The organism is Howardella ureilytica, assembly GCF_054657495.1.
The window spans coordinates 1-7,463 of the sequence record NZ_BAAHYP010000018.1; the positions used below are offsets into that span (position 1 = coordinate 1).

Annotated in this window: 8 protein-coding genes and 2 tRNA genes; all 10 read right to left on the reverse strand. The window is 37.9% G+C overall.

Going from position 1 to position 7,463, the window contains the following annotated elements; genetic code table 11:
- Positions 1-54 precede the first annotated feature (54 nt).
- Positions 55-264 (reverse strand): DUF1858 domain-containing protein, encoded by a 210-nt coding sequence (locus tag ACYQ1N_RS07415; protein WP_459833588.1) that lies wholly within the window; start codon positions 262-264, stop codon positions 55-57.
- 206 nt (positions 265-470) lie between these two features.
- Positions 471-1,823, reverse strand: a complete 1,353-nt coding sequence (gene dnaB / locus ACYQ1N_RS07420) for a replicative DNA helicase (protein ID WP_459834465.1) — start codon at positions 1,821-1,823, stop codon at positions 471-473.
- Positions 1,824-1,836: 13 nt separating this feature from the next.
- Positions 1,837-2,286, reverse strand: a complete 450-nt coding sequence (gene rplI / locus ACYQ1N_RS07425) for a 50S ribosomal protein L9 (RefSeq protein ID WP_459834467.1) — start codon at positions 2,284-2,286, stop codon at positions 1,837-1,839.
- A gap of 2 nt (positions 2,287-2,288) precedes the next feature.
- A complete protein-coding gene (locus tag ACYQ1N_RS07430; RefSeq protein WP_459834469.1) occupies positions 2,289-4,382 on the reverse strand; it encodes a DHH family phosphoesterase in 2,094 nt (697 codons plus the stop codon).
- Between the two features lie 295 nt (positions 4,383-4,677).
- Complete coding sequence (gene rpsR, locus ACYQ1N_RS07435; RefSeq protein WP_459834471.1) at positions 4,678-4,947, reverse strand: 30S ribosomal protein S18; 270 nt, start codon at positions 4,945-4,947, stop codon at positions 4,678-4,680.
- Between the two features lie 26 nt (positions 4,948-4,973).
- On the reverse strand, positions 4,974-5,426 hold the full coding sequence (locus ACYQ1N_RS07440; protein WP_459834473.1) for a single-stranded DNA-binding protein: 453 nt from the start codon (positions 5,424-5,426) through the stop codon (positions 4,974-4,976).
- Between the two features lie 86 nt (positions 5,427-5,512).
- Positions 5,513-5,800: a 30S ribosomal protein S6 gene (gene rpsF, locus ACYQ1N_RS07445; RefSeq protein ID WP_459834475.1), complete on the reverse strand. Its 288-nt coding sequence runs from the start codon at positions 5,798-5,800 to the stop codon at positions 5,513-5,515.
- A 452-nt stretch (positions 5,801-6,252) separates the two neighbouring features.
- Complete coding sequence (locus ACYQ1N_RS07450) at positions 6,253-7,167, reverse strand: sugar phosphate nucleotidyltransferase (RefSeq protein WP_459834477.1); 915 nt, start codon at positions 7,165-7,167, stop codon at positions 6,253-6,255.
- 122 nt (positions 7,168-7,289) lie between these two features.
- Positions 7,290-7,360: transfer RNA gene (locus ACYQ1N_RS07455), tRNA-Cys, on the reverse strand.
- Positions 7,361-7,369: 9 nt separating this feature from the next.
- Positions 7,370-7,441: transfer RNA gene (locus ACYQ1N_RS07460), tRNA-Glu, on the reverse strand.
- Between the last annotated feature and the right edge of the window lie 22 nt (positions 7,442-7,463).

Here is a 7,463-nt window from a genome sequence, read left to right on the forward strand (position 1 = left end):
AATATATAATACAGTATACAAAATAAAAAAAAGGCGTTTTATCGCCTTTTTTTTTTATTTATTGTTATATGTAAGATAATTCTCTATATCTTCAAGAAGATCGTCAACGTCCACGCCGTGTACCGCAGCCGCCTCTTCAATTGTCTCATCCGCTGAGAAATGGCATCCGAAACAATGCATTCCCATTGCAGAGAAAAGCTGTACAAGACCCTGATCAATCTGAAGAGCTTCTCCGATTGTAGTATCTTTTGTAACTCTACTCATAATATTACCTCCCGTATACTTCGTGCTTTAATATTTGCATAATGTATAATTTATAAAACCGAATGTCAATAAACCGTAAGTATACAATATAAATATAAAGTATATCATCAACGATAAAACATGAACTTTAAGATATTGTAATGTTAGAATTTCGCTTTTAAAATTACCGTAATTTTACTTGCTTACTTCGTGTTTTTAAAGCCGACTCAGTCCTGCATATCCTGAGGGCGTGCCAGATTTACAAACTTTGTCTGTTGCGGTATCCAACCGAGTTTAACCGTCTGAACCGGACCGTTTCTCTGTTTTGCCACAATAATCTCAGCAATATTTTTCTGCTCGGAATCTTTATCATAATAATCATCCCTGTATATGAACATTACGACGTCCGCATCCTGCTCTATGGATCCCGACTCTCGTAAGTCCGATAACATTGGTCTTTTATCCTGTCTTGATTCAAGCCCTCTTGATAACTGTGACAATGCGATTACCGGTACATTAAGCTCTCTCGCTATGGCCTTAAGCGAACGGGATATCTCCGCAACTTCTTCCTGTCTGGAATTGTTTTTTCCGCCGCCAGTCATAAGCTGAAGATAGTCGATGATAATTAAACCTACATCATATTCCGCTTTATATTTTCTGCAGCGGGATCTGAGTTCCGTAATGCTTATACTAGGCGTCTCGTCTATTATTAAACCGGAAGCCGCAAGGGTGTCGGCACCGTCAATAAGGTTGTCCCAGTTTACAGCCGTAAGATCTCCCTTTCTGAATTTTTGAGCTTCGATTCCGGTCTCAAGGGACAACATTCTGTTGATTAATTGAATGTCGGACATTTCCAAACTGAATATGACCGTACCTATTTTCTGTTTTACGGCAATATTTTCCGCAATATTAAGTACAAATGCCGTTTTTCCCATGGAAGGTCTTGCTCCCACAAGAATAAAATCCGACGGCTGAAGCCCCGAAAGACATTCGTCCAAATCGGTAAATCCTGTAGCGATACCAGAAAGCTTACCTTTGTTGAGATAAGCTTTATTTATCTTATCTATGGCTGATTGGAGAATTTCATTTACAGGCGTAAAATCTCTGCCGGTTTTGTTTTTTGCCAGATTGAATATACTCTCCTGAGCAGATGAAAGTATATCCTCTGCACTTCCCGTTCCTTCATAACATTTGTTGACTATTGCTTCATTTACTCTGATTATATTTCTTAAAACAGCTTTATCACGTACAATCTCGGCATATCTTTTCGCATTTACGGTTGTCGGAACCGCATTTACAAGATCTCTTATAAATTCGTTGGAGTAACTTTCCGGCGGCGCACCCTTTTCCTTTAATTTCGTTTGAAGAATAACCGGATCCGCTTTTACGCCGACATTATTAAGTTCGATAATGGTATCAAACAGAAGACCGTATATCTTATGATAAAAGTCTTCTCCCGTAATGACGCCTTCCACGTCATTTACGGCCTTGCTGTCCATAATCATTGATCCGACAACAGACTGCTCCGCTTCAAATGAATTTGGCATTATGCGAGTTGTTTCACCTGTATTACCGTCCATTATCAATTCCTTATCAGTTATCAGCTGTAACAATTACCTTAAGAGTTGCCGTTACTTCCTTATGAAGACGGACCGGAATTTCAAAAAATCCCGGATTTTTTATGGATTCGTCTAATTTAAATTTCTTTTTGTCTACTTTTATGCCTGTCTGCTTTTCCAGTTCTTCGGAAAGCTCCTTTGTTGAAACCGCACCGAATACCTTACCGCCTTCTCCCACTTTAATAGGTATCTTTATTTCAACTCCCGCAATGTCCATTGCCGTCTTTTGACATGCCTCGAGATTAAGCTGCTCATTGTGTGCTTCTTTACTTTTTATATCATTTAAAATTGAAAGGTTTGAAGCATTGGCTTCTTTAGCCTTGCCCTTGGATATAAGAAAGTTTCTTCCGTAACCGTCGCTTACTTCAACAACATCACCCTTTTTTCCGAGTGATTTAATATCTTCATTAAGAATAACCTTCATAATTATATCTCCTTATTATTAATCATTTCATCAATAACCTGTTTAAGGCGTTCCTTCACCTCATCTAAGGTTGCATCCTTTATCTGTGCTCCCGCTATGGATAAATGACCGCCTCCGCCCATTTTTTCCATAACGAGCTGTACATTTATCTCATCCAATGATCTGGCGCTTATGTTTACCGCACCCTTATACATTGTAAGCACAAATGCGGCCCTCACTCCCTTGATGTTCATAAGCTGATTGGCGGTCTTCGACGCTCCTACCGTAGGACTGGTTTCACTGTTTTCACAATTATAAATGCTTATCATAAATCCGTCACGGAACATTTCGGCATTTGTAACCGCATCCGTCACGGCTTTATATTCATCAATGTCATTTCTCAGAAGTTTTCTCACTCTGACAACGTCTGTTCCGTGTCTTCTCAAAAATGCAGCCGCTTCAAATGTTCTCGGACCTGCCTTGGATTTAAATCCGTCAGTATCAATAACTATACCGCCGTACAGCGCATCGGCTTCAAAGCCCATAAGCTTAATATCTATGTCCATATACTGAATCATTTCCGTTACCATCTCGCATGTAGATGATGCAAATGTGTCAACATATGACAAATCAGCGTTTGAAATCTGTCGTTCGCATACCCTATGGTGGTCAAATACAACTATGGATATGGCCTCTTTCTCAAGCAGTTTCGGACACTCCACTCTGCTCGGATCATTTACGTCAACAACAATGGCTACGGTATTCTCTCCGGACATCCTCATCGCTTCTTCCGAATTAATAAATACGCCGTCCTCATAGCCCTCTCTGCCTTCAAATCTGTCATAAAAAGGCTTGATTCCCGGGGTAACTTCGTTGAGAACTATATAGGCTTTCTTGCCTAAATGTCTCGCAACCTCGTATATACCTACGGCTGCACCGAATGAGTCAATATCCGGGTTTTGATGTCCCATAACAATCACATTGTCGTTAACTTCGATAATCTGCCTCATGGCCTGAGCTTTTACACGAATTTTTACTCTCGTGTTCTTTTCCATCATTTGGACCTTGCCGCCAAAGTAAGATACTTTTTCACCGTCTTTAATAACGGCCTGATCTCCGCCTCGGCCGAGAGCAAGAAACAATGCTGCTTTAGCTTTGTCATGGGTCTCGTTATATTTTTCGGCACCGGCACCTATACCGATACTGAGCGTAGGCTGTATAACACCCTTACCGATGTCGACCGATTTTACCTTTTCAAGAATACTGAACTGGTCCTTCGTGAATTCATCCAGAGCGTCATATGTAAATGCCGCAATAAATCTGTCTTCGTCAATCTTCTTTACAAAGGCGTTGACCTTTTCAAAATAATCATAAATATACTTATCAATAATTCCGACTACAAATGACTTTCTTGACTCGGCGATATTTTCAATGGAATCTTCATAATTATCTATGTCGATTACGGCTACCGCCAACTGTTTGTCATGTATTTTTCTGATATATGCGTTAATCTCCGTAATGTCTTCCAGTCCTACGGCTATAAAAGACATTTCAGGTATCGGAATGGACTTTATTTTTGTAATATTCGAAAAGTCTCCGGCTTCATTTCCTATATCCACCCTTTTTATATCGGCCTTATAATCTTTTTCTTCAAACGAAAAACGTATTTCGGTTTTTCCGCCTTTTTCCGTCGGGAATTTGTTAGGCGTCAACTCCTCAAATAAAATCGCAATATTCTGATTATAATCCCCTGATGTATGGGTAATTGCGTGCATATTCTTATTCATCCACAATACTTTTCCGCTTGTATCCAATATACAGTACGGAATGCTGACATTAAACAGCAATTCCTGCTGCATATGTGAATATGAACTCGCAAATCCGATCAGCTCTCTCTTCAGCTTTTTTCTTGTTATAAATAACAGCACTAAAGCAAAGATGCTGTATATGCCGAATACCGAAAGCATGATTACGGAAAATACAGACCACGGAACCAGTATAAGCATGCATACCACTAATCCCGCAAATACTGCCCATACGGTTATCGGCCAATTTATTATCATCTTCAGATTATGACCTAAACCGTAAGTACTTTTGCCCTTTTTATCTAATGCCATTTTCACAGCTCCTATTTATAAAAAAAGTATAAATTTAATATCAGGATATTATATCACTATTAACTTTTAAAAACAAACATTCTAATCTGTTGTGAAACTTATCCGTTAATTTGTATATTTAATATACTCACTTTTACATAACAAATTTTATTATACCGCTGCGAAAAATATACCATAATCAAAAGCCCAACGTGATAATGTGATAACATGTGAAATACCGACATTGAAAAACGTAAAATGAAAAAGTACCACAGGCATTTGAAATAATCCAAAGCCATATGGTACTTTATGTATATTACTCTACTGTATATGGTAAGAGTGCAACATGTCTTGCTCTCTTGATTGCAACCGTTAAAGCTCTCTGATGCTTAGCGCAGTTGCCTGTAATTCTTCTTGGAATAATCTTGCCTCTCTCAGAAATAAACTTCTTAAGAGTTGCAACATCCTTGTAATCAATTTCCTTGTTATTATCTTCGCAGAAAATACAAACTTTTCTTCTTCTTCTGACAGGTCTTCTTTTGAAAGCCGGTCTTTCAGTCTTTTCTACCTTTACTTCTTCTGACATAATCTACTCCTAAATTCAATACTAAGTTAGCCAAAAGGCAATCCGTCATCTCCAAAGCTTTGGTCTACACTCATAAAGTCGTCAGAACCCATATTTCCGCCGTTGTTAAAATTACTCTGTGGCTGAGGAGTGTAATCTCCCTGAGCTGCCGCATTTTTACTCTCAGCAAACTCGATATTCTCTACAACTACATCCGTTGTATAAACTTTCTGACCGTCTTTATTAGTATAACTGCCTGTCTGGATTCTTCCGTTCAAACATACTTTAGTGCCTTTATGTACATAATTTCTTATAAACTCAGCAGTCTTACCAAAAGCTACGCAACTGATAAAATCCGCTGTCTGCTCTTCACCACTTCTCTTAAATCTTCTATCCACGGCAACGGTAAATCTTGATACTTCAAGTTCTCCGTTTGCTGACATGGATGTTCTATTATCCGGGTCTCTTGTTAATCTACCCATTAAAACTACGTTGTTCATATATATCTCCCGTTAGTTTATAACATATTAAATCCGGTAACCGGAACAACCTGTATTAAGCTAGTGAATGATTCGCTGATTTTGAATTATTCTCCGTCTTTTACGATTAAATAACGAAGTACGTTATTCTGAATACGAAGTCTTTCTTCTAACTTAGCAGGAAATTCTGCATCTGCCTCGACTTTGATAAAGCAATATACGCCTTCATCCATCTTCTGAATTTCATACGCAAGTTTCTTCTTCTCCGGCTTACCTGCATCTGTTACATTTCCGCCGAAACGAGCGATTAACTCATTCACCTGATCAAATGTTGTCTTTCTTGCTTCTTCATCGACGCTTGCATTAACGATTAATGCTATTTCATACTTATTCATTTACGTCGCACCCTCCTTTTGGACAATTATGGTCTCCACCCTGTGTGGAAACAAGGATAATTAAATTATCACGGTTTCATAGTATATCATATATAATTTGCTTTAGTCAATTCCAAATATCATAATCATTAATACTGTTACATTAATAAAATACTCGATTAAAATATAATTTACATAGGATGAAATCAGCCATAATTAATTCGAATACTCACTGAAAATATTATCAAAAACCTAAGTATAAAATAATCATTAAAAATCAATTACAGATATCATTAAACAAAGGCTCAATTCAAAATACCGTCATTGAAAATAGATTCCGAATATCATTAAACAAAGGCTCAATTTGATTTATCATCATGAAAAATCAAATTGAGCCTTTAAGTACATTTTAAAAAACGAAATTATAAACAAATCTGTTTTAAATATCTTATCCCGCACTGAGTAAAGCAGGCTTAGAATAACTTATTAGGATAAACACCTTCTTCAACAAATTTAAGTAATTCCTTTTTTACGCAATCCTTATCTGCCTGATATGTAACACCAAACCATTTGTCAGGTGTAGGAAGAACTTTAACGGATGCTTTTCCTTCTTTAATAAGGTTATCAACCACCGTAGGAATCAAATATTCACTTTTAACATCATCCGGAGATAATGATGACAAAAAGTCAACAAAGCCGTGTTCAAGCTCATCAAATATCTCAGGAGTAAATCCCCACATGTTCATTGATACCTTTGAATTCGGATCCAAAGGAGTAAGAGAACCGTCTTTGTTCTCCGTGGCCGCACCGGATTCTGATTTCACAATGTTCTCGGTCTCATTTACTCCGGCTAACTCGTCATTTTCACCAAGTACGCATACGCCTCTGGTTACGGAACCGTTATCGCTTAACGTATTTCCTAAAATGAATCCCGCCATACAAAAATCATATTTACCGTTATTATCCGATTCGGTAGTTAAATAGTCATAAATTTCTTTAAATGCGGCTTTGCCGTAATAATCATCTGCATTAATAACAAGAAAAGGCTCATTTACGGCATTTTTACATTCTAAAATAGCCTGAGCGGTTCCCCATGGCTTATTTCTGTTTAAATTGGCTGAAGCACCCTCAGGAATATGCTTAACGTCCTGAAATACATATTCGGTTTTAACGGCATCTCCTAATTTATTTGTTACCAATTCGTCAAATTTAGGCACAAGTTCTTCTCTTGTAATAAAAATCACTTTATTAAAGCCTGCTTCAACGGCATCATAAATAGAATACAGCATAAGAATTTCACCATTAGGTCCCAAAGGCTCTAACTGTTTTATTCCTCCGCCAAATCTGCTTCCCATTCCGGCTGCCATAATGACTAAAGTTGCATCCATAACTTATCTCTCCATAACAAACTATTAAACAGTTACTAACAAATTGATATGACTTTAAATAAAGTGATTATAATTAAACAAAAAAAGTGATAATCATTAAGATCATCACTTTTGAACCCTAAAGGCGACAATCAGATTCGAACTGATGATCAGGGTGTTGCAGACCCACGCCTTACCACTTGGCTATGTCGCCATATCTAAATGACCCCAACGGGATTCGAACCCATGTTACCGCCGTGAAAGGGCGGTGTCTTAACCGCTTGACCATGGGGCCTTCTCTTTGAGTGTATCACTCT